Origin of the sequence: Neobacillus niacini, assembly GCF_031456445.1 — a bacterium.
Taxonomy (GTDB): Bacteria; Bacillota; Bacilli; order Bacillales; family Cytobacillaceae; genus Neobacillus; species Neobacillus niacini_I.
On the sequence record NZ_JAVDUQ010000005.1, the window covers coordinates 139,275 to 161,345 of the forward strand.

A 22,071-nucleotide genomic window follows, 5' to 3' on the forward strand; every position below is an offset into this window, starting at 1 on the left:
AAGGGAAAAGGAATTCTTATTTTATGAATTTCCTTTCCCCTTTTCCAAATTCATAAATTGTCTCCTTTAATCCATCCAACATTTCCGAAAACATAAAACACACTTTAAAATTTAGTTATTTTGCCAAAAAGCAATGCATCATAATATTTATCCTCTATAAAATAGTGGTCTTTTAATCGCCCTTCTAACTCATACTCGTTCTTTTCAAGTATCCGAATAGAACCAATATTTGCATCCACAACACTAGCATGGAGTTTGTGAAGATTAAGTGATTTAAATGCAAAGTCACTCATCAAGGCAACACTCTCTGTTCCATACCCCATCCCCCAATGATCTTGATGAAAAACATAACCAATTTCAGCTTGGTTTGCTTCTTGATCAAAATTGAAAATCATGGCTGTCCCTATAATTGCCTGTGTTGATTTTTGAACAATGCTGGCATATAAATGAGTTCCTGCCGACTCGCGTTTTAACATTTTTTCAATGTGCTCACAAGTTTCATTCAAAGTATTCATTAAATTCCAGCCAATAAATCTTGAAACATCTTTATCTGACGCATAATTATGTATTTCTTGAAGGTCATGTATACTTAGTCCTTTGAAGTAAATATTTTCACCTTCCAATGAATGAAATAAACTATTATTCATCTTCCTCAGTCCTTTAAATATAAATTTGTATCATCAAATAGTTGAATCAATTTCATAATTCCTTTTTTTAAAGAAGCACAGTCCTTCAGAATTTGGTTGCTTTTTTAATTTTTATTTCGGCTGTTTTCGTAAACTTTGTTGCTATTAAACAAAAAGAGAGAAGAGGTTGATTTCCGCTACAATCAACTTTCACATAACCTATTTAAAAACAACAATCTTTTAGAAAACAGCCATCTTTTAAAATCCCTGTTATCACTTAACACGATTGTCAATATTATTTATTAGCAAACCAAACTGCATAATTAGAAATGATATTTTTTTCCTTCATGGGACAAATCAATAGCTTCTAACTCACATAATGGAAAATAAACTTTCTTCCTACCAAACCTTGCATGTGCAATAATTCCATACTTGTCATCAATATCATCTATTGCAAGTACTTTTAATAAATCTCCCTGCTGAATAATTGAAACATACTCTTGCACTTCAAATATTTCAGCTTTAAAAGGGAATGTAACCACCTGCTGAATACGTATTCTCCATGCCTCTAATATATCAGATTCACTTTCTAAACCTCGAATAATTTTTCCATGTATGCTGAGTGTTTGTGGCAACACATGGGGGTGCTGATGGGTTTACAACGTTAATAAAAACACTTCGAGGAGAAAAGGGCAGAAAAATCTGGAGAATTCGCAATGTGGAGATAGAAAGGAAAATAGTTACATATGAAAGTAATTGCTACTATAGTCGTGATAAGTATAATGCAGCGAAAAAGAAGAATTCAGTAAACCATCTTAAAATATATTAGCCAAAAAACACGCTTACACTCCCTTCTTTTTGCGCTGTTGCTAAACAGTTTAGTATAAATTTTTGGGTTTGTTTTTGATCCCAAGTTAAGAAATCACTTTCTGACTGGGAATCACCATTAGCAAATAAACGATTGTAGGCATTCACAGCTTTTTCAATTTGTTGTATTGAAAAAGTAGAACTTTCGCCTGATCCACTTACTCCTGCATAGAAATTATTTGCATCCAGTAAACTGTAAAGTATGGTAGCATTATAATTCCCCATGCTAAAACGTGCATAAGCAATTTCTTCTCCTGCTTTATTGTATCCGGAAATATCGTGGCCCATTAATGATCCTCCTTCAAATTTGAATTTATATACCAGAAAGCCTAAAATGATAATAAATAGTTTACTTGATTTATCACTCCTTTCAGGTTTGTTTTTTAAATAAACGAATTTATTAAAAAAGTATGAAAAAAGGGTGTAATGGTAGAATACCGTGAAGATTCAATTTAAAGGGTTGTTCAAAATTGTGGGGGGCATTCATCGTTGTTTTCATTCTTCGGGGATTACATATGTACAAGGTGTTGAAAAATGTATGTAAGAGCTAGAGGCAATATGGGAGTCTATATATAATAATTTCATGAACCATAAAACTTGTCAACAACCAATAACTCGACAAATTTCGAGCATTTTAGCAATAACTTCAACATTTGTATATAGGATATCACTGTTAAAGCCATATGGAGATTGTTAGGAAATAGAATTAATTATTTGAAAAGTTACATTGACAATGCTTCAGAAGTGTCCATATTCAAAACTGTTTTGTTATTCCGTTATATGAAACATGAAAAGGCAACGCCCTATTGGGTTAGTTGCCCTCTTTTAAAATGAGTTGCGAGATACATTCCACATGATCAAAGTACATGTGGCAACACATGGGTGTTGGTGGGTTTACTTTATTTAATTTTCCCTAATTCGTCTATAAAGGCCGGCCTTTTTCTATATAAGTCCATTAGTTCATTTATCAATTCCATTTGCATTTGTTTACCCGCAAACTTTTTAAATCTGGTGATCTGGTAACATACCCCTTGATAATCTCTTCGATTTGATGAAGTACTCGCCGTAGATTTTATATATTCTTTATAAATATCGTTACTTCTTCTTTAAAATGTTTGACTAGCTTCTCGGCATAACCTTCTATATATCTAGAATTGACTCTGACAAATTCCAACATTTCTTCAAAATCATTTTCTTCCTCAATTAGCTTAAGGAATATACGGCTGGTATACCATCCCTCACATGTTTTCAATTCATGTTTTAAGTTTGTATAAAAGACATATATCGATCGCTAGATTTTCCATCGAGCATAGACTCGATTTTAATTCTCAGCTGCTCCCTAAGCATTTCATCATCAGCAAATTCAAAACAAATATTGAGTAAATCAATCTGGTAATCTACCCATCCATCAAAAACCTCGTTATCAATCTGAGCTAATAGTTTCTCAAATATTTCTTCACTTTGATGGCCTATCTCTTTGCACTCAATTGCAATTTCCCCAATTACCTGTAGTGTTTCCATAACAAGAGAACCGATATCCCCGCCGGAATCATCGGCATATTGGAACGCTCCGATTGCTTCCTCAAGTAATAGTATTGCAATCTCCAATGCTAAAAGTAAATTTTCAGTATTCCTCGCCTTTTCTACTATATCTTCCATTTCGCTTACAAAGTTCCCTGTATCCCGATATTTAATAAACCCTTCTCTTCCTGTATATTTTCTCACAATCGAATCGACTAACTCCTGACAAGCCTCAAGCTCCTGCTGATTGTCACCGTTTGAGTACCTTACCATGAGACTATTTTCCAACGTAGCGTCATTTTGCGCGATATTTATAATAATATTTACCAATTCTGCTTTCGAAAGATTATTTAAGACTTCTTGAAGCGTAAATCGCTTATAAGAATTATTCGTTACCTTGTCATTATCGGCTTCTTGATTCAACATTTCAAAAAGTTGAAAATATGCTGCTACTTCGTGTTTACATACTGGCCCAAAGTCATAGGGACAATCACACTTGGAATCAAAAATCTCTCCGTCATCCCCGAGTTCAACGACTACTTCATAATCATCGCTTCCTTCAATTTGGAAAATATATTTGTTATTGCCGTGTTGAAAGGCATCAATGATATTTCCTTCAATATAATAGCCATACCTTTTATACAATACACAAACACACTCCACATGCGTAGAGTGTATGTGGCAACACATGGGGTGTTGATGAGCTTACACTTGTTTTAAAAAATTTAGTTTAGAACTCAACCAATTCTTTCATTTTTTCTACATTTATTCCCAAATGGGAATAAATCATATCTTACCTCCAGGTTCGGTTGTATAATAGACTCTTACCCAACTGTTATACCCCCAAGTAAATATAATTCAATAATCTCATTTTATTAAGATGGGGCAGACTTCAATTTAGCCCAAAAATCGAATTACATTTTTCACAAAAAATAACTTCATGATAGAAAAAGCGGCCAAAATCTAGTAAGATATCCACATGTGACATTAGATAAGGGGTTAAAAAAATGAGCGTATTAAACGTACAAAATTTAAGTCACGGTTTCGGTGATCGTGCGATTTTTAATAATGTGTCTTTTCGACTTTTAAAAGGAGAGCACGTTGGTCTAGTTGGGGCAAATGGTGAGGGTAAGTCTACTTTCATGAATATTGTTACTGGGAAGTTGCAACCCGACGAGGGGAAAGTTGAGTGGTCACGAAAAGTTCGTGTTGGTTATTTAGATCAGCATGCTGTACTTCAAAAAGGTACTACGATGCGTGACGCTTTAAGTACTGCTTTTCAATATCTTTTTGATGCTGAATCAGAGATCAATGAACTTTATGCAAAAATGGGTGATGAAGGTGCAGATATCGATGCATTACTTGCAGAAGTTGGAGAGCTTCAAGAAACTTTAGATAGTAATGATTTCTATCGAATTAATGCAAAAGTTGAGGAAGTTGCTCGTGGTCTAGGATTAGACGATGTTGGACTCGATCGAGATGTAGATGATCTTAGCGGTGGGCAACGTACGAAAGTTTTGCTAGCTAAGCTTTTGCTAGAAAAGCCTGAAATCCTATTACTAGACGAGCCAACGAACTATTTGGATGAACAGCATATCGAATGGTTGAAGCGCTATTTACAGGAATATGAGAATGCATTTATCTTGATTTCACATGATATTCCATTCTTGAACAATGTTGTTAACTTGATCTATCACATGGAAAACCAAGAGTTGAATCGCTATGTTGGTGACTATGATAACTTCTTAAAAATTCATGAAATGAAGAAGCAACAGCTAGAGTCTGCTTACAAGCGTCAACAACAAGAAATTGCTGATTTGAAAGATTTCGTTGCTCGTAACAAGGCAAGTGTTGCGACTCGTAATATGGCGATGTCTCGTCAGAAGAAGCTCGATAAAATGGAAGTAATTGAATTAGGGAAAGAGAAGCCGAAACCAGAGTTTAACTTCAAAGAAGCTCGTGCAGCTAGTCGTTATATTTTCACGGCTGAAGATCTTGTTATTGGTTACAATGAACCACTTTCTCGCCCTCTGAATTTGAAAATGGAACGCGGACAAAAAATTGCATTCGTGGGTGCAAACGGTATTGGTAAGTCTACTCTTTTAAAAAGTATTCTTGGGTTGATTAATCCAATTTCGGGTAAAGTGGAACGTGGTGAGTATCAACACATCGGTTACTTCGAGCAGGAAGTTAAACAGTCCAACTACAACACTTGTATTGAAGAGATTTGGAGCGAATTTCCAAGTATGAATCAGGCTGAAGTCCGTGCTGCTCTTGCAAAATGTGGATTAACGACCAAACATATTGAAAGTAAAGTCGAAGTCCTTTCTGGTGGCGAAAAAGCCAAAGTTCGATTGTGTAAAATTATAAACACAGAAACGAATTTATTAATTCTAGACGAACCTACCAATCACTTGGATGTGGACGCAAAAGAAGAATTGAAGCGTGCTTTAAAGACATATCGCGGAAGTATTTTGATGGTATCCCACGAACCTGATTTCTATCGTGAAATTGCGACCGATATTTGGAATTGTGAGGATTGGACTACGAAAGTGTTTTAAATAAAGATTAAGGGGTACCCAATGAATAAAATTTCACTTGGGTACCCCTTTTTATAAACCATCCAAAATTTTCAATAAAAATATACTTTAGATTTCTTAAAAAAGCTCATCCAAACTAAAGTTAGAATCTATTTCAATATTAATTTTGCAACAGCTTCCACATGGCTTGAGTGTCGACTGTAGATTATCATAATAATAAAATTGATGTAGTAGTTTTTCACTTAAATGATTTCATATATTATTACTGATATTAACTCTGTCAAGGTGGGACGCCTTTATCCTCCAATTTCCCATAACATCTGGAAGTCACTTGAAATAAGGGTTTTCGGATTTCTTTTTAACTGTCTCAAAACCACTCTTCATTATTTTATTTCGCTGTTTTCGTAAAGTTTGTTGTTTTTTAATAATTAACCCAAAACCTGATAAAATGATATAATCATGATAGATAATTGTTCTAAAAAGAGGGAAATATGGAAAAATCCAGTATATTATTCCAACAAAAAGGAGATGGTTTAATGAAAAATCATAAATTAGAATACATAAAGATTGCATGTTTAGTTGTTATAGCAGTAAGTCTATCCGTTATTGCTTGGAAAACTGTGAGCCAAGTTAACGTGTTACAAGAAATTCAAGAAAGTCTAAACCTTATTGGAATTAGAGTTAATGAACTTAAATAACAATTGGCACACAAAGAACCCATAAAGGGTTCTTTTTTAAGCCCTTCTAAACATTTCAACGGTATTATAACTTGATTTTTGGCAAGCTGAAATAAGCATATGTTCTACTCGTTTTTCGAGAGACAAATGCTTTCCTAATTCTAACCAACGGAACCAGTAGAGGTAATTGTCAAGGAATTTAGTCGCAACTCCTTGAAATCTACGCATCCAGGTTTTCAAATGGCTGTGAAAGCTATTAACGTGCTGTATATGGTAAATTCCTTTCTTCACTCGTTCTTTTTTACTGTTGTTTATTGGTTCGTGAACCAAGCCCTTTATCTTAGCGAATTTCTTGTAGTTTTTTGCTGTATCTGTACATAAAACAGCCGTTTTCGGAATATATTCACCTATCAGTTCATCAATTTCTGTTGCTTTTACACGACCAGTTCCAGCCTTTCGAGCAATAGAATTTCCATTTCGGTCTTGTGCCACAACAACAGCAATTTTGAGGTCAGAAATACCCCTTTTTTCGTCTTTGGTAGCTCGTTTCTTAGGCTCACGATGAGTAACTTCTCTACCTTTCATAGACTCACGAAAAAAGGTTTCATCGCTTTCAACGATACCTTCTAATTGATTAAATCTTTGTAAACTCAATGCATTCAATATTTTGTGTCGCCAATAGAATGCGGTAGAAACGTGTATTTTCAATCGTTCGGCAATTTTCGGTAATGTTAAACCAGCAACCATTAGTTCAACATATTTCACCCATTTTTCAGGATAACGAGAACCTGAAAACGGAGTATTGGTCATATCATTGAAAGACTTTCCGTAATCTTTACAAAGATAGCGTTGTCGGGTACGATATTTGCCATTTCTTTTCACAGATGTACTTCCGCATTGAACACAAGCAAGACCACTGCTAAACCGACTTTCACGAATGCGATTTAGAAGTTCAGTGATTTTCTTCGGGTCATCTGAAAATAGGTCTTGTTTCATCGCTTCAAACAATGCTAATTGGTCTGATTTTGAAAGTTCGCTAAAGTTTTCATATACATCTAACCACATACCGTAAACGCCTCCTGACCGCATTATATCTACAATCTATTATTATGGTCAAGAAAGCAACAATCTATACAAAAACAGCGTTTTATTTTTATCTCGTGACCACAATGTGACCATAAAAAATAGACTTAAAATACACAATAAAAAAAGGCAACCTCATATAAAATGTACCTTTCTTCAATTTTATTTTTTGCTACATATTTCAAATGTCCAAAGTGTATGTGACAACACATGGTCGTTGGGGAGGTTATACATAAATATAAAAAAAGGATACCAAGTGGAGCAGATTTATTATAGGGATATCATTAAATCATAATAGAAAAGAGCGCAATATTCCTCGCTCTTTTCTTCGATTTATTCATAATAATTAAGGTAACTTCCTATTTAATCTTTTTTTTTGCTTTTTTCGTATTTTGCCCAATAAGCAAAGAACGCTAAAATAGCAATACCTCCTATGATTGATCCGCCAATCTGTATATATTGTGTGGTATCCCAAGACATTAGCTCAACCCCTTAAATTTATTTCATGGACTCATCATTGTTAAACGTCACATGACCATCTGGATAAACATAATAAATTGTGTGGAATGGTACATATCCGGTTACAATATAACTTGTCTTCATTTCAAAACTGAAATTGTAATACAGTTTTGCTGGATTTCCTGTTGCAGGACTTAAATAAGAGGAGTCTACTCTTTGACCATAGCCTTTAGCATTATTTAAAGAAAGATTGTAGCTTGTGATTGTTACAGATGAACTTGTGTTTATTTTAATATTTATAGTCCCATTAATATCACCAACATATGTGTAACCATAGTATACGTATTGGTGTGCATTGATGGAGTCAAGAGTAGACATTGGACTTACTAAATCAGAAATAGAACTTTTCTTAAATTTACTGAATGAGCTTACAACTGTAAAATTTTTCCATTAACATTGCTTGTAGTAATTTTTGCGTCTTGCCCACTCTTTTTTAATTGATCGAGTTTTTGGATTACAGGTGTTGGAAGGGTGGTACTTGCTTTTGTCAACGATGGTGAACCACCAAACAATCCAAAAATAAAAGCCCCTGCTACAATCATTGAAGTAATCCTTTTCTTTTTCATTTTTTCTTTCCCCTTTACATTTTTGTGATATCTATTACTCTTATTTGTAGAATAATAGGATATCTTATTAGTAAAGTTATGTATAAAATTACAAAATCATCCATTCATTTAAAAAAATATGAAATATTATAGCAAAATATGTCTTTTTCTTGAACAATGACTTCACCATTTTTTTGTGGTGTATTTGTCAATAAATCTTATGATTAGTAGATAATTACGGAAAAGCATTACAAAATAATGCTAATATCCTTGAAAAGCTAGATGAAAGATTAAAGAAACAAAAAAGCAAAGATGAAAAGCAAATAAACACAATTATGACTGAAATTGATAAATTGAAAAAGAGAAAAAAGAAGGCACTTGATGATTATTACGATGAAGTTTTGTCAAAAGAGGATTATGATGATTATACTTTAACCATTAACCAAAACATAAATGAGTTATTGGAAAAAAAGCAAAAGCTAGAGTCAAACATGTCATCAAAAGATGCACAAGTGGCTCTTATAAAGAAAAGCCTAGATGAATTTTTAGAATTTAATCAATTAACCCCAGACATTCTTCATTGACTAATCGACCGTATCGAAATAAAGGCAGATGGGAGTCCGAGAGTCTTTTACAGGTTCTCGAACCCACTGCTATTTATTTGATTAATTTTATCAACGCACAGCACTCCACGTGTGCCGTCTGCGGAAACATATCCACCGGTTGAATGTACTTCACTTCATATTTAGGGCTCAAAGTTTGAATATCCTTTGCCAATGTAGATGGGTTACATGAAACATAAATCAATTTTTCCGGTTTTACCTGCAAAATGGTTTGGAGCAGCTGGTTGTCGAGGCCGGTTCTTGGCGGATCCACAACCATAACATCCGGTTTCCATCCCTTTTTCACCCATTTTGGCAAGACCTCTTCCGCTTTCCCAGGAACATATTTTGTATTAGTAATCCCGTGGCGTTTCGCGTTTTTCTTCGCATCCTCAATCGATTCCGGAATCACATCCATCCCGCGGATTTCTGCTGCTTGGTCCGCCAGCCATAACCCAATCGTGCCTACACCGCAATACGCATCGACCACTTTTTCCGTACCGGTAAGCCCCGCAGCCTTCTTCACTTCATTATAAAGCTTAACGGTTTGCGTTGGATTCAACTGAAAAAATGTTCTCGCTGATAATTCGAACTGCAGGTCCCCCAATGTTTCTTGGATGACCTCACTACCGGCTAACGAAACCGTCTCCTCACCAAAAATGAGTGAGGTTTTCTGACCGTTAATGTTTTGCACAATCGACTTCACATTCGGAAGCCTTTTTTGGATTTCCGCTATCAAAAGCTCTTTTTTGGGAAGTTCTTTTTGTGAGGTGATTAAAACAACCTGCAGCTCTCCTGACTGCACACCAACACGGGTGACAATCGTTCGAACGATTCCTTTACGCGTTTTTTCATTATAAATCGGAATCTTTAATTCCTCTAAAATTCGTTTTACCTGTGCCGTGGCTTCATTTGTTTTTGAATGCTGGACAGCGCATTGGTCAATATCAATTAACAGGTGCGAGTTCAAGCCATATAAACCGGCTAGGACTTTTCCATCTCTCTGCCCTACTTGGAAACTGCTTTTGTTGCGGTATCCCCACGGGTCTTCCATGCCAATTGTTTCTCGGATATCCAATTTGTTGGCATCCAGCTTTGTATGGCGTTCAAGCGACTGAATGACAATATCACGTTTTTCCTTCAGCTGTTGATCATATCCTAAATGCTGAAGTTGGCAGCCTCCGCATTGATCATATACCGGGCAGAGTGGCTGAACACGATGCGGTGATTTAATGCGGATTTTTTTAATTGTTGCTTCGGCAAATTTCGGATTAATTTTTGTCGCCTGAACGACTACCTCTTCCCCTGGTAGCGCCCCTGGTACGAAAACTACTTGCCTTTTAAAATAACCGACACCTTCTCCGTTGATACCGAGACGCTTAATAGTTAACGGAAAGGTTTGATTTACTTCTATTTTAATGTTTTGCTCTGTTTTCATGTTTTTCACGATTCCATCCATTTTTATTTTCATCGTATTATAGCATGTTTTACCTAGGAATGGGAAAAGCCGAATTCCGTTGAGAAATTCGGCTATTTTTTGTAATTGTCAAGGCTTTTGAATTTGTAGCCTCTGTTTTTTAAATCCTTAATCACTTTTTCCAACGCATCGGCATTATCCTTTGAAACAGTGTGTAAAAGCATTACGCATCCGGGATGAATTTGCTTGATGATATTATCATAAGCATATTGCGCGCCTCTCTGCTGATTCACATTCCAATCCACATAGGCAAGCGACCAAAATACATGCGTATATCCAGCGTCCATAGCAACTTTCATTGTTCTCTCGCTAAAAACACCTCTTGGTGGACGCAGATATTTCATTTCCTTTTGTCCGGTTAATTCCTTTGTTTTCACCTTTACGGTATCCAGCTCCTCTTTGATTTTAGCATCACTAATGGTTGTCATATCGGGATGATGCCAGGAATGATTGCCGACAATATGGCCTTCTTCCACCATTCGTTTTACGAGATCAGGCTGTGAAGTTAAGTAATGACCGGTAACAAAAAACGTTGCTGGCACCTTTTCTTTTTTCAAGACATCGAGAATTTTCGGTGTGTAGCCATTTTCATAACCGTTATCAAAGGTAAGGTATAAGATCTTTTTTTGGGCATCACCTTTATAAAAGGCCCCATATTTCTCAAGAAGCTGATCATACTGTGCCCCGGCCTCGGGCGGCTGTTCATTCACTGCTTTTTTAAAGCCCCAATGAATGGGCTGATTGGAAACAGCTCCATATGTAACACTTGGAACGAGCATAAGCAGCATTCCAAGGATGGTCAATATTTTTTTCATCCATGTTTCCCCCTTTTTTGTTTTTTTTAGTGTTTGTTTTAGTCGGGAAAACATAATTGGAACTTATAGGAAAGGTTTTGGTTGGTGGTAGATGCGGCCTTTGTTAGTGCCAGAAAAGGGAAAATTCAAATGAGAAAATAAATAAGCCGCAGCTCTTGGTGATGGAAGCTGGAGAAACCAGCATAATTCGGCATTGGTAATAAACGGTTTTATCAGGAGGAAATAGTCATAGATAGCCGGAAGATGAGCGTCTTTTGATATCGTATTACAAATGGGGCATACCCATTTTCTCCCCTTATACCGCATAGGAAGATACAAACATTTTGGACACAGAACACCCGGGATTAATTCACTTGGGTAAATATTGTACAGTTGGAGGACATCACTTTGAAGTGGTGTATGTTTATTTAAAATTTGTCTTTTTATTTTTCCCATTAATTTCTGATCAAGATAGTCCTTTTTAAAAAACTTTTCATGTTCTGCAATTTTTATTAAAAGGTTTTCGGCCCTGCACACTTTCTTTTCTGCCTCTGAATATCCGGGGGTTATATGTAAAGCGGCTTTTGAGTTTGTAAAACAAACGAGATGATCTAAGGGGATTATCGGTAATTGACTTTTTTCAAAAAAGTAATTTAATAAAATTTTATGGCGGGCAACCTGTGATAATGGATTAGAATATACCTTTTTATTTTCATTTACCTCTTGAGTTAGTTGATGACGCTCCAAAAGAAGGGAACCGGAATAGTTTTTACTATCAATGATTAGTCCTGATTTTTCAGAAAGAAGAAAAGCATCGATTTGGAAAAAGGATTCACCGTGTGGGAGTCGTATGTCGTGGAAAATATGGTACTTTTTTAGAGGAAGCAAGCTTAAATAGTAGTGAAGAGTGTTTTCCCCTCGATACCCCGATCTTAAATTTATCAGTTTTTCTTGAACAGCGGCCCTACTTGGATGATTTTTAGGTATTCTTCGTTCAAGAGCCTCATGTTGCTCCAGTAAAATCGGTTTTATAAGGTCTTTTTCAAACAAAAAAAATCACTCCTTTGACTTTTAAGATAATTTTATCGAAATTTGGAGTAAATTTTCGCTGTAAAATTAGACAACTTTTTGACTATTTTATTTTATCAACACTTTTTGGACGGATATCAACACTTTTTGTAATATATCGACACTTTTTTAAAAGATATCAACACTTTTTCATGATATATCAACACTTTTAGACGGATATCAACAATTCATAACTAAAAAGGGGATAAGCACCCGCTCATCCCCCTAATCACCAAAATTATTTAAAAACCGGTTCCTTAAACTGGGCCAATTTTTCCAATGAAGACTTATCCACATCAGCATGTAAACTGTTTCCGTGAGAATCCATCGTTACAACCGCAGTGAACCCTTCAACTTGAAGGTGCCACATCGCTTCTGGAATACCGAATTCCATAAGGTCAACGCCTTCAACAGATTTGATGCAGTCTGCATAATACTGAGCTGCGCCGCCGATCGCATTCAAGTATACGCCGCCATGTTCTTTCAATGCAGCCAATGTTTTTGGACCCATACCGCCTTTACCGATAACCGCACGAATACCGAACTTCTTCATGATATCGCCTTGGTAAGGCTCCTCACGAATACTTGTTGTTGGACCGGCAGCCTTCACATGCCAGTCACCCGCTTCATCCTTTTGCATAACTGGTCCACAGTGGTAAATCACTTGTCCATTTAAATCCACTGGTGCATCGTGATCCATTAAATGTTTGTGAATCGCATCACGGCCGGTATACATCATTCCAGTAATCTGAACAACGTCGCCAACCTTCAAGTCACGGATTTGCTCTTCCGTAATTGGTGCTGTTAATGTAATCACGTCTTCAGATTTCGCCGCTGCAGTTTCTTTTTCGGCTTCAGATTGTGCAAAATCAATGAATTCCCCGTCCTGGTACATCCACTCATTGATATCACCTGTTTCAGCATTTACCGCAACTCCCATGCGTCGGAATGCCCAGCAGTTATAAGCAACAGAAACATAGAAGCTGGCAGGAATACGGTTCATAACGCCGACTTTACAACCTAAAAGAGTTGCCTCGCCGCCGAAGCCCATTGTACCAATGCCTAGTTTATTTGCATTTTCCATCACGTATTCTTCTAACTTGCGAAGGTCTTCGTGTGGGTTCGCATCTTCAATAGAACGGAATAATTGTTCTTTCGCTAAATCATAGCCGGAAGAACGGTCGCCGCCGATCCCAACGCCGATGAAGCCAGCGCTGCAGCCTTGTCCTTGTGCTTGGTAAACGGAATGCATGATGCATTTACGGATACCATCAAGGTCACGACCGGCACGGCCAAGTCCTTCTAGTTCACATGGAAGGCTATATTGAATGTTTTTATTTTCACAGCCGCCGCCTTTTAAGATCAGACGAACATCAATATAATCCTTTTCCCATTGATCAAACTTGATGACTGGTAAGCCAGCACCAAGATTATCTCCGCTGTTTTTACCAGTTAGAGAATCAACAGAGTTTGGTCGTAATTTTGCTTCTTTTGTCGCCAATACAATCGCATTGCGAATCGCTTCTTTTAATTCTAATTGGTTTACCCCAACAGGAGTTTTAATTTTAAAAGTAGGAAGACCTGTATCCTGGCAAATGGGTGATACTTGGTCGTCTGCCATTTTAATATTGTTTGTAATCGTTGCAAGGCTCATTGCTGCACTTGTGCCGGCATTTTCTTGTTCCTTGGCAGCTTTAACAGCGCGGCGAACATCTTTAGGCAGTTTGGTAGAAGTTTCTACAACAAGCTTGTACATGCTTTCTTGAAATTTTTCAATATTCAATTCGAGTACCCCTTTCCCTTTGTCCCACTGATTTATCTTTTTTAATTTTATAACTATTCGACGCAATCCATTATACTCCTATACGCCTAAGAATTAAAGGATAAGCTTGAAATCGTTTACTTGGTAGAATGAGGTAAACTCAAAAAAATGAGCCTGCTTTTAAACAGACTCATTCGCTTTCACGGTGATTAAATTCCCGGCATTTTGATTCCATATCATCGAGCATGGAAAGTAAGCGGTCAATATCCTCAAGATCCGTATCTTCCGGATCAATTGCATCTAATACATCAAGGAACATATTTAATCGTTGTTTTAAAAAACTTACTTGTAGGTTTTTATCTTGTACAGGACTTCCCAAAGTACTTCACTCCTTTCGTGAACATTATAGCAAATGTTTCACTTGATTACAGTTTAAATTGGGTGATTGTTCCTTTAAGTTTTTCTGCTTGTTCTTTTAATTCACTGACCAGTCTTTCTACATCCATAATGCTTTCTGTTTGCTGGTTCGTTACAGATGTAACTTCATGTGCGCAGGCAGAGGTTTCTTCCGCGATCGCTGCAACTTCACTGGACTGACGGGAAAGCTCTTTAATTCCTGTCATTTGTTTATTGACAAGAGTTGCAATTTCTGATGTTGAAAGAACCATTTCATTCACACTTGTAGTCATTTCTTCAATCGCTATATTTGTTTGGGTTCCTTTAGCGACTTCGCTATTGACCGATTGCACTTGTTCAGTCATTTGATTGACGACATTTTGAACTTCTTGTTGAATATTCTTTATTAATTTGGTAATTCCTTGAACAGCATTTGCACTTTCATCTGCAAGTAAGCGAACTTCATCCGCTACAACCGCAAACCCTTTGCCGTGCTCTCCAGCGCGTGCAGCCTCTATGGAAGCGTTAAGAGCCAATAAATTGGTTTGATCTGCAAGATTACCAACAAGTTGAATGATTTGTTCCACTTGTGAGGCATTATCCTTAAGTCTTATTACGGTCTGGAGAGAAGCTTGATTACTTAAGGATAGATTTTCAATTCCCGAAATTAATGATTGGATAACATTTTTTGATTTTTGTAAATCTTTAACTACTCCCTCCGATACAGACTCAGAGGACTTCGCTTTTTCCTCAACCTCCAAGGCAATCTGGATCACTTCATCAACCGATTGAGCGGTTGCTTGTATAGCAGCGGCTGAACCTTCTGCTCCCAAAGAAATCTCATTGATTGCTTTTGCAATCATATTCGCCTCCTCTGAAGCTGTTGCAGATTGCGATGAAATCGTAATGACCTTATTATTAGTTTCATTAAAATTTTCATCAATATTTTGTACCATCTCTCTTAAACTAAAGAGCATTTGATTAAAAGCCATGCCAAGTGAACGGATTTCATCATCTGCTTTCGATACTTCTGCATCCTCACTAATGTCGCCGCAGGCTGCCATTAATGCCTTTTTTTCCAATTTTTGCAAAGGCTTTGTTATAAGACCGGCGGCAAGAAAGGCCAGGATACCGGACCAAATAATTCCAAGTGAAAATGTTAGAATGGTAAAAGTAATTTCCCCCATTCCTATATTTTGTTTTAACATTGGATAAAAAACATAAATAAAAAAGGCACTTGTTGAGTATGTAATCACTGCCAATACGATAATAAAAAGAACGAGCTGTTTTCTAATGCCAAACCTATACTTTATTTTCTCCTGCAATCTTCTGTCCCCCCTGCATGGTAAAGCAAATCCGATAATTCTCTTTATATTCAACATTATATGATAATTTCCGCCAATACCATAGATTAAATTTGACATTATTCGTAAAATTGTCATTATAAATGAAAAAGACCCCTACCAATCATACCGTAGGAGCCGATTGAAACAAACTCTTAACGTGGGTGTTCGGGTGCTACGAAACCAAACGATACATAATCCTGAACCGGAATCCATGCGCCAATCCCCTGTGAGGTTACATTTTTAATCACAATTAACTTTTTACTTCCCTTTAAAATAAGATAGACTTCCCCGTAAGTGACCTTTCCCTTTTCACTTACCCCCGGTGCATAGGCAAATAAATAGCCTAAGCGGTTAGCCGGAATATTATACACATGGTCATTTTTCGTACCACCGCCAATAACCGTTTCAAATGCAAGTGGCAGACGGGTTTTTTCCATTGCCGTTAGCAGCATCATTTTCTTGACCATTTCCGCATCCGGAATTTTGGAGGTCAAACCGCCACGGACAATTTTCTGTGATTCTTGGACATAGTGAATCTTGTATGGTGACTTGCCGCCACGGTTATCAAAAAAGTTCGTGTTAATTTTTTGATACTCCCAATTTGATGATGTTTCCGTTGATTCATAGTTCAACGGCCATTGTCCCAAATAAATGATAGCACGATAGCCAATCGCAAACGGGGTGCTATTGATGCTGGATTCATTTAGCATGCGAATCAAATCAGGGTTTTGAATTTTAATCCTTGAAGATTCAATTAATTTCTTTGTTAAATCACTAGGCTGCAAAAGCGGCAGATCCTGTGTCGAATTGGGATAAGTATTTTCCTTCGAAATATTTCGAACAGAGGATGGGACAGTATATTTAACTGCCTCTCTTTTCACCGCAGCTTTTTCAGCGAAAGCAGTTGGTAAAATTGTCATGATTAATAGCATGGACATAAGGACAGGGGCTAATTTTTTCACTCAAAAAACTCCTTTCAACATATGCATTCATTCGTCTGCTCATAGTTTTTTCGGAGTTCCTTAATATTATCCATTTTGAAAAATAATTTCTGTTCAATTCCTTTTACTTTCCAGCCGTGTTTAGAGAAATGATACAGAAATGTAATAATCTGAACATTTACAAAATTCATACATTGTTTTATAATAAACTTAACCTTTTAATAAAGGAGGGCAGCAATCAATCTGCTAACCAATTATCATTAAGGAGGTTGGGATCCCCGACTTATATGAAATTCAACACTCGTGTTTTTTTCAGGTTCGTTCTTAACTAACATGAAGGTTGGTGATTGATGGTCCCATAGAAAAGCGAGATTGATTTTAGCCTATTTAGAAAATGGTCATTATAGTACATGAAGCGTGAATTACCCGTACATGAGAATTTAGAAAAAAGAGACTCTAAGTCATTTGACTTAGAGTCTTTTCTGTTACAACAGAAAAAATCCAATCCCCAATATCACATAAGCCGCAATTAGGGTCAGCCCTTCGAACCAGTTGGATTCCCCGTCGTTAGAGATCACGACCATAAGCAAAACGGATGAGACCATTGCGATCAGTTCCTGCCAGCTAAATAGAAGCGGCATCGAGGTTTCAAAGAAAAGCGAAATAATGACCAGAACGGGCAGAACAAACATCGCGACTTGCAGGGTTGAGCCAATAGCGATTTCCACTGCAATATCCATTTTATTTTTAAAAGCCATCAAAACAGCTGAAGCATGTTCCGCCGCATTTCCAACAATCGCCACAATGATAATTCCTATGAACATCTCTGTCCAGCCAAAGGATTTCGCTACAACCTCAAAAGTATGAACAAGATGTTCAGAGATATAGGCAACCGCAACGGTGGCAATTGCCAAAACTGCAATTGCTTTTCCTTTCCCCCATTCCGGAACTTCTTCCGAATGAACGGCATTTTCATTATCATGATTGTAAACGCCCCGATGGGTAACAAGCTTGAAAAATAACGCGGCTAAATAAAGGATAATCAAAATAATGGAAATTCCTACACTTAAGGTCAGTTTTTTTCCCTCATCCATATTCATTGAAAAAACCTCTGGAATAACAAAAGCAATCATGACAGCAAACATGAGCAGTCCTGAATTATGGCGGGCATCGTAAATATTAAATTCCTGACGTTTGTATTTAAGTCCTCCAACAAAAAAGGATAAGCCGGCTACCAGAAGCAGGTTTCCTAATACGGAACCGGTTAACGAGGCGAGGACAATACCGATGAGCCCGGCCTTTAGAGAAAAGATGGAGATAATTAACTCAACTGCGTTACCAAAGGTGGCATTTAAGAGGCCGCCAATTCGTGGACCAGCCACAATCGCCAAACTTTCAGTGGCTCTGCCCATAAAGCTTGCCAATGCAATAATGGTTATACAATAAATAATAAATAAAAGGATACTAGACCAATGTAACAGTGTTCCTATTATTGAAAGTGGCACTCCAATGAATGTCATGAGCATAAATACTTTATTTGTCACGGCGTTCCCTCCATCTAAAATTTTTTCCACAAATACCACTATTCTCCTGTTAAAAACCCCACCAATGAGAATACACTATTTTGCAGCTTATTAAAAGTTTTGATTATTTTTTTGCTTGCAAATACTGGATTTTCCCGTTACCATCAGTTAAATACGATCATTTTTAGAAATAAGTAAGAGGTAAGTTTTATGCAAAAAAATCATTTTCATTTTTGGATCTTAGTTAGTATTGTTGCTATATCCGGTTTTTCTCAAGGAATGCTACTACCGCTCATTGCGGTCATATTTGAAAAAAATGGTGTTTCTTCATCCTTAAACGGACTTAATGCCACAGCACTATATATTGGAATTCTTCTGGTTTCCCCTTTTATGGAGATGCCATTACGAAAATATGGGTATAAACCCGTGATTTTATTGGGCGGAGGACTTGTAGTTGCCGCACTCGCCTTTTTTCCCATTTGGCAATCCTTTTGGTTTTGGTTTATTTTGCGTTTACTAATTGGAATCGGTGACCACTCGCTCCATTTTGCTACCCAAACCTGGATTACTTCTTCCTCGCCACTTAATAAAAGAGGAAGAAATGTGGCCTTATATGGGTTATTTTTCGGAATTGGCTTTGCAGCTGGTCCGCTGATGATGCCTTTGGTGAATATAAATGAGTCCCTTCCGTTCATCGTTTCGTCTGTTCTTTGTCTGATTGGCTGGTTCTTTTTATTGGCTCTCAAGAATGAATACCCTGAACAGGATGCAGGAATCAATTCATTTTTAAGAACAATTAAGCGCTTTAGCCAGACATTGAAATATGGCTGGGTTGCTTTTTTACCGCCTTTCTCTTATGGTTTTCTGGAATCATCCTTAAACGGCAGTTTTCCGGTCTATGCCTTACGAACGGACATCAATGTCGCAAGTGTTTCCATCGTTTTATCGGGTTTTGCCATCGGCAGTATTGTGACGCAACTTCCTTTAGGAATGTTAAGTGACCGCTATGGACGGAGAAATGTGTTAATAACCGTGTTAATTCTTGGATTTCTGAGTTTTACTGCCGCAAGCTTCCTTGAACATTCCTTAACGGGTCTATTTATATGCTTTCTTTTATCCGGGATGGCCGTCGGTTCCACGTTTTCTCTTGGGATTAGCTTTATGACGGATCTGGTTCCCAAAAACCTATTGGCAACAGGAAATTTGTTATGCGGAATCTTTTTTAGCCTGGGAAGTTTAAGTGGTCCGATTATTGGCGGTTTGTTTATCCAATTTTTCCAGAACGTAAATTTCTTCTATATTATTAGTACGATGCTCCTTGTTCTATCCCTGATTATTTATCTTTTTGGAAAAAGAACGGTTCCGGTTCTTGAAGGTCAAAAAAATTAAGGTTTATTTATGCAGCAAATGCATATCTGCGTCATAGTATATGTGGTAGAATGAATTAAATAAAGAATAATTCTAAATAAGTATTTGCTGTCATCAATTTGATGACAGCTTTCGTATTTTTTATGGGTAGTGAGGATGATTCTTTTTATCAACCGGTTTTTAATATAAATTTCTAATTAATAATAATTATCATACGTAAAAATTAAAACATCGCAAAATCCCACTAATAACAATAAAAACGTATGAATATCATTATCATTTAAATTATTATTTTATCAATTAGAATTGACCAGCATTTTGTCTTGCAGTATAATCAGATTTAAGGAGGGGGAACATAATGGATTCTGAAGTAAAGACACTTTCAAATAATCAACACCAACTTCAAAAGATTGGTTTCATAGAAAAAATGAAGCCTCATGCAGAATTGATTGCCGCCGCAGTGAGCGGGATATTAATTGCTGCAGGATGGCTATTGGATAAATACGATAACGAGGTCGATTCCATCATTGCTTATTTACTTGCTTTCGTAATTGGCGGATTTGCCAAGGCGAAAGAAGGCATCGAAGAAACCTACGAAAATAAAGAGCTGAATGTAGAAATGCTGATGATTTTTGCAGCAATTGGTTCAGCAATTATCGGCTACTGGACGGAAGGAGCCGTGTTAATCTTTATCTTTGCCGTCAGTGGTGCCCTCGAAACCTATACCATGAATAAGAGCCATAAAGAAATTTCGTCGTTAATGGAGCTTCAACCTGAAGAAGCACTCCTAATAAAAGACGGGGTGGAAAAAAGAATCCCAACTTCCGATCTTCAGGTAGGAGATCAAATTCTTGTAAAACCAGGGGAGCGGATTCCTTCTGACGGGATGATCGTAAAAGGGAAAACCAATATTGATGAAGCTGCCATCACCGGAGAATCGATGCCTGTTTCCAAAGGAAATCAGGAGGAAGTCTTTGCGGGAACAGTTAATATGACAGGCTCCATTACTGTTCAAGTGACCAAAGCAAGCAGTGATACTCTTTTTCAAAAAATCATTCAACTTGTTCAATCAGCACAAAGTGAAAAATCTCCTTCCCAGCTTTTTATTGAACGCTTCGAAGGTACTTATGTAAAGGTCGTTCTAGCTGTTGTAATCTTAATGTTTTTCATTCCCCACTTTTTGTTGGGCTGGAGCTGGCATGAATCGTTTTACAGGGCGATGATTTTGCTAGTGGTTGCATCCCCGTGTGCATTGGTTGCATCCATTATGCCTGCGACCTTATCCGCCATTTCCAATGGGGCGAAGCACGGAATCTTGGTAAAGGGCGGGGTCCATCTTGAGAATTTGAGCTCGCTTGAGGCCATTGCCTTTGATAAAACCGGAACTCTGACAAAAGGAAAACCTGAGGTAACAGAGATCATTGTAAGGGGTGACCTAGATCAGGAAGCTCTTTTATGGAAAGCCGCTTCGATAGAAAATCAATCCAACCATCCTCTTGCACAGGCTATCGTCAAATATGCAAAGCAACAGCTGAATCGGGAGCTTATTCAGCCTGATTCACTTGAAGACCTACCCGGCTGGGGGGTAAAAGCAAGTGTCAACGGTGATCAGTGGAAAATTGGGAAAGCAGATTTTGTTGGAAAAGAAACAGCTGAGGCATTCGCAGAAGGAAAAGCAAAAGAATTGGCCAGCCTTGGAAATACCCTTGTTTTCGTTGAAATCAACGGTGCACTTTCTGCAATGATTGCCTTGAAGGATGTTGTCAGGAAAGAAACAAAGATGGCCATTGATCAATTAAAGCAAAAAGGGATTTATACCGTAATGCTAACAGGGGATAGTCAAACAACAGCAAGGGCGATTGCCGCTGAAAGCCATGTTGATCAATTTTTCGCTGAATGCCTACCGGAAGAAAAAGTGGAGCAACTGAAACAATTAAAATCCAAGTTCAAAACAGTGGCAATGGTGGGTGACGGGATCAATGATGCCCCTGCCTTGGCAATAGCAAATGTCGGAATTGCGATGGGTGAAGGCACAGATGTTGCCCTGGAGACAGCAGATATTGTCTTAATGAAAAATGATTTGCCCCGGATTGCTGAGGCCGTAAACCTTTCGCAAAGAATGAATAAAATCATCAAGCAAAATGTGGTCTTTTCTATATCTGTCATCATGCTTTTAATTGCTTCAAACTTTTTTCAACTGCTGGATTTGCCGTTTGGAGTAATTGGTCATGAAGGAAGCACGATTTTGGTTATTCTAAATAGTTTACGGCTTTTAAAGTCATAAGGAAGACCGGGTGAGAGCCCGGTCTTTTTTAATTTCCCAACAATTCAAAGCGCCTAGACGCTACCACTTTTCTAGTGGTATCCGTTTGAGCCGTTCGCAGACCCAGAAGTTTTTTGTTTAGGATGATTCTTT

General features: G+C 37.3%; 20 protein-coding genes. 5 read left to right on the forward strand and 15 right to left on the reverse strand.

Going from position 1 to position 22,071, the window contains the following annotated elements; genetic code table 11:
* Positions 1–104 precede the first annotated feature (104 nt).
* From J2Y67_RS07595 to J2Y67_RS07610, 4 genes are all read right to left on the reverse strand, one after another.
* On the reverse strand, positions 105–647 hold the full coding sequence (locus J2Y67_RS07595; RefSeq protein ID WP_310172433.1) for a GNAT family N-acetyltransferase: 543 nt from the start codon (positions 645–647) through the stop codon (positions 105–107).
* Between the two features lie 302 nt (positions 648–949).
* Positions 950–1,261 (reverse strand): calcium-binding protein, encoded by a 312-nt coding sequence (locus J2Y67_RS07600; RefSeq protein WP_310172435.1) that lies wholly within the window; start codon positions 1,259–1,261, stop codon positions 950–952.
* 190 nt (positions 1,262–1,451) lie between these two features.
* Complete coding sequence (locus J2Y67_RS07605; RefSeq protein WP_310172437.1) at positions 1,452–1,781, reverse strand: hypothetical protein; 330 nt, start codon at positions 1,779–1,781, stop codon at positions 1,452–1,454.
* Between the two features lie 972 nt (positions 1,782–2,753).
* Positions 2,754–3,659 (reverse strand): SWIM zinc finger family protein, encoded by a 906-nt coding sequence (locus J2Y67_RS07610; RefSeq protein WP_310172439.1) that lies wholly within the window; start codon positions 3,657–3,659, stop codon positions 2,754–2,756.
* A gap of 362 nt (positions 3,660–4,021) precedes the next feature.
* Here J2Y67_RS07610 and J2Y67_RS07615 point away from each other — a divergent pair, with 362 nt between their 5' ends.
* Positions 4,022–5,575: an ABC-F family ATP-binding cassette domain-containing protein gene (locus J2Y67_RS07615; RefSeq protein ID WP_310172442.1), complete on the forward strand. Its 1,554-nt coding sequence runs from the start codon at positions 4,022–4,024 to the stop codon at positions 5,573–5,575.
* A gap of 470 nt (positions 5,576–6,045) precedes the next feature.
* Complete coding sequence (locus tag J2Y67_RS07620; RefSeq protein WP_310172444.1) at positions 6,046–6,252, forward strand: hypothetical protein; 207 nt, start codon at positions 6,046–6,048, stop codon at positions 6,250–6,252.
* A gap of 36 nt (positions 6,253–6,288) precedes the next feature.
* Here the strand turns inward: J2Y67_RS07620 and J2Y67_RS07625 are convergent, their stop codons facing one another.
* The 3 genes from J2Y67_RS07625 to J2Y67_RS07635 all read right to left on the reverse strand — a co-directional run bounded on the left by J2Y67_RS07625 (position 6,289) and on the right by J2Y67_RS07635 (position 8,399).
* Positions 6,289–7,296, reverse strand: coding sequence for an IS1595 family transposase (locus J2Y67_RS07625; RefSeq protein ID WP_310172445.1), 1,008 nt, complete (start codon positions 7,294–7,296; stop codon positions 6,289–6,291).
* A gap of 516 nt (positions 7,297–7,812) precedes the next feature.
* The gene (locus tag J2Y67_RS07630) at positions 7,813–8,151 is read right to left on the reverse strand and encodes a hypothetical protein (protein ID WP_310172447.1); all 339 of its coding nucleotides are present in this window, start codon (positions 8,149–8,151) and stop codon (positions 7,813–7,815) included.
* Positions 8,152–8,201: 50 nt separating this feature from the next.
* Positions 8,202–8,399 (reverse strand): hypothetical protein, encoded by a 198-nt coding sequence (locus J2Y67_RS07635; RefSeq protein ID WP_310172449.1) that lies wholly within the window; start codon positions 8,397–8,399, stop codon positions 8,202–8,204.
* Positions 8,400–8,713: 314 nt separating this feature from the next.
* Here J2Y67_RS07635 and J2Y67_RS07640 point away from each other — a divergent pair, with 314 nt between their 5' ends.
* A complete protein-coding gene (locus J2Y67_RS07640) occupies positions 8,714–8,962 on the forward strand; it encodes a hypothetical protein (protein WP_310172451.1) in 249 nt (82 codons plus the stop codon).
* 73 nt (positions 8,963–9,035) lie between these two features.
* Here J2Y67_RS07640 and rlmD read toward each other — a convergent pair whose 3' ends face one another.
* The 8 genes from rlmD to cax all read right to left on the reverse strand — a co-directional run bounded on the left by rlmD (position 9,036) and on the right by cax (position 18,308).
* Positions 9,036–10,418 (reverse strand): 23S rRNA (uracil(1939)-C(5))-methyltransferase RlmD, encoded by a 1,383-nt coding sequence (gene rlmD / locus J2Y67_RS07645; protein ID WP_310172516.1) that lies wholly within the window; start codon positions 10,416–10,418, stop codon positions 9,036–9,038.
* Between the two features lie 92 nt (positions 10,419–10,510).
* The gene (pdaA, locus tag J2Y67_RS07650) at positions 10,511–11,245 is read right to left on the reverse strand and encodes a delta-lactam-biosynthetic de-N-acetylase (protein WP_310172519.1); all 735 of its coding nucleotides are present in this window, start codon (positions 11,243–11,245) and stop codon (positions 10,511–10,513) included.
* A gap of 90 nt (positions 11,246–11,335) precedes the next feature.
* Complete coding sequence (locus tag J2Y67_RS07655; protein WP_310172454.1) at positions 11,336–12,301, reverse strand: nuclease-related domain-containing protein; 966 nt, start codon at positions 12,299–12,301, stop codon at positions 11,336–11,338.
* A gap of 256 nt (positions 12,302–12,557) precedes the next feature.
* Complete coding sequence (locus J2Y67_RS07660; protein ID WP_310172456.1) at positions 12,558–14,102, reverse strand: fumarate hydratase; 1,545 nt, start codon at positions 14,100–14,102, stop codon at positions 12,558–12,560.
* A gap of 169 nt (positions 14,103–14,271) precedes the next feature.
* The gene (locus tag J2Y67_RS07665; RefSeq protein ID WP_310172459.1) at positions 14,272–14,460 is read right to left on the reverse strand and encodes an SE1561 family protein; all 189 of its coding nucleotides are present in this window, start codon (positions 14,458–14,460) and stop codon (positions 14,272–14,274) included.
* Positions 14,461–14,506: 46 nt separating this feature from the next.
* A complete protein-coding gene (locus J2Y67_RS07670; RefSeq protein ID WP_310172461.1) occupies positions 14,507–15,802 on the reverse strand; it encodes a methyl-accepting chemotaxis protein in 1,296 nt (431 codons plus the stop codon).
* Positions 15,803–15,975: 173 nt separating this feature from the next.
* Positions 15,976–16,761, reverse strand: a complete 786-nt coding sequence (locus J2Y67_RS07675) for a YfkD family protein (RefSeq protein WP_396954059.1) — start codon at positions 16,759–16,761, stop codon at positions 15,976–15,978.
* Positions 16,762–17,249: 488 nt separating this feature from the next.
* A complete protein-coding gene (gene cax / locus J2Y67_RS07680) occupies positions 17,250–18,308 on the reverse strand; it encodes a calcium/proton exchanger (protein ID WP_310172466.1) in 1,059 nt (352 codons plus the stop codon).
* A gap of 189 nt (positions 18,309–18,497) precedes the next feature.
* On the opposite strand from cax, the gene J2Y67_RS07685 reads away from it, so the two are divergent.
* Together J2Y67_RS07685 and J2Y67_RS07690 are read left to right on the forward strand one after the other, a co-directional pair.
* Entirely contained in the window at positions 18,498–19,676 is a 1,179-nt protein-coding gene (locus J2Y67_RS07685) for an MFS transporter (RefSeq protein ID WP_310172469.1), read from the forward strand.
* A 337-nt stretch (positions 19,677–20,013) separates the two neighbouring features.
* On the forward strand, positions 20,014–21,939 hold the full coding sequence (locus J2Y67_RS07690) for a heavy metal translocating P-type ATPase (RefSeq protein WP_310172472.1): 1,926 nt from the start codon (positions 20,014–20,016) through the stop codon (positions 21,937–21,939).
* The last annotated feature ends 132 nt before the right edge of the window (positions 21,940–22,071 follow it).